Annotated in this window: 1 protein-coding gene and 1 pseudogene; one reads left to right on the top strand and one right to left on the bottom strand. The window is 69.5% G+C overall.

Annotated elements, in window-relative coordinates:
* Positions 1–597: 597 nt before the first annotated feature.
* The gene (locus ACQKIP_RS47200) at positions 598–1065 is read right to left on the bottom strand and encodes a MarR family winged helix-turn-helix transcriptional regulator (protein ID WP_365864855.1); all 468 of its coding nucleotides are present in this window, start codon (positions 1063–1065) and stop codon (positions 598–600) included.
* A 102-nt stretch (positions 1066–1167) separates the two neighbouring features.
* On the opposite strand from ACQKIP_RS47200, the pseudogene ACQKIP_RS47195 reads away from it, so the two are divergent.
* Positions 1168–1498, top strand: a pseudogene (locus ACQKIP_RS47195) (amidohydrolase family protein); the annotation flags it as partial.

The following is a 1498-nucleotide window of genomic DNA, read 5'->3' as shown; positions in this document are numbered from 1 at the left end:
GACTTCCCCCCATCGGCCCGCACACGGACGACCCGCGCACGGACGGCCATCCACCCCCGACTGCGCACAGCCGCGGTAGTCCTGCTGGCCGCGGCAGTGACCGTCGTCCTCCTCGTGCTGCCGCGGCTCCTCTCACAGGACGCCCCGCCCGCTCCCGCTGACACTCCCCCGCCGGCCAGCCCGAGCAACAGCACGTCGCCGACCCCCGCCCCTTCCTCATCGGAGGAGACACCTGGACCTGTCAGGCCGTAGAGCGGCCGGGGAGGTCTCGGAGCCCGACTTCGAATTCGCCGTAGCGGCGCTCCGCTATCTGCTCCCGAGTCCCCGTGATCATGGTGAGGTAGATATCGCCGTGGGAGACCGCGCTCTCCGGGATGCGGATGACCAAGACATCGCCTCGGCCCTCGGCCGGGTTGTGCCAGGCGCCGGAGTGGCCGCCCAGTCCATGAGCGCCAGAGTGCCAGGCACCACTGACATCCAGTCCTCTGCCTGCCCCCCGTGGGATCTGCGCAATCCGCCGGCTGCCGCGCTGAGTTGGCGTCGGCCCGGCGTCACCGGCCAGAGGTCCGGTGTGATCGCTTTGGGGGGCCTGCTCGTTCAGTCGCGGCCGGTGTTCTGTTTCCTGGACCACGCGGTGGCGTCAGCTCCGTACCGGGCCAGCAGCCGTGCGAACTGGATCCGCTCCTCCGGTGACCAGGCCGCGGTGATCTCCTGGAACGCCTTACGCTGCTCGGCGGCGAAGCGGTTGCGTTCGGCCTCGCCGTGCTCGGTGAGTTCGAGCACCGTACGGCGCCCGTCGGCCTGGGACGCCGCGCGGCGCAGCAGTCCGTCCTCGATGCAGGCGGCGACCGTCCGGCTGGCCACCGGCTGGGCAACGCCCATCTCGGCAGCCAGGCCGCCGACGGTCATCTCGCCCGGCGCGTCGGTGATCACGTTGAGTACCAAGTTGCGGGAGAGGTCCTTGCCCGATGCCGGTGCGCGTCGTCGCAGTCGGGACAGGGCCGGGCCGATCTGGTCCAGTGCCAGGTCGTCGGACGGCTGCTCGGGGGAAGACGCGCTGCTCATGCGGCCGATTCTAGGCCCGGTCCGTTCATTTGCATACCTGGAGACAAGTACATAGCATCAGGTATGTAAATCTTGGACGAATGAGGAACGAGGCGGACCGCTATGGCGCTCACCGCGATCACAGGCGCACAGATCTTCGACGGAGAGAAGGCGGTTGGCGAGCAGACCGTGGTCATCGACGGCGGGAGGATCGCCCGCATCGGCGGCGACGCCCCCCGGGACTGCGAGATCGTCGACGGCAGCGGCGCCACCCTGCTGCCGGGGCTCATCGACGCCCACGTCCACTCCGCCCCGGGCACCCTGGAGCTCGCCCTGCGATTCGGGGTGACGACCGAACTGGAGATGCAGGGGATGAACACCCGGGAGAACCGGGGGTCCATCACCGACGACGAAACCGTGGCCGACGTGCGCTCCTCCGGCTTCGCCATCACAC

Origin of the sequence: Streptomyces sp. NPDC059900 (genome assembly GCF_050270335.1) — a bacterium.
Classification (GTDB): domain Bacteria; phylum Actinomycetota; class Actinomycetes; order Streptomycetales; family Streptomycetaceae; genus Streptomyces.
The sequence above is the reverse complement of the archived record's forward strand: the minus strand, read 5'-3'. Positions and strand labels throughout refer to the sequence as shown.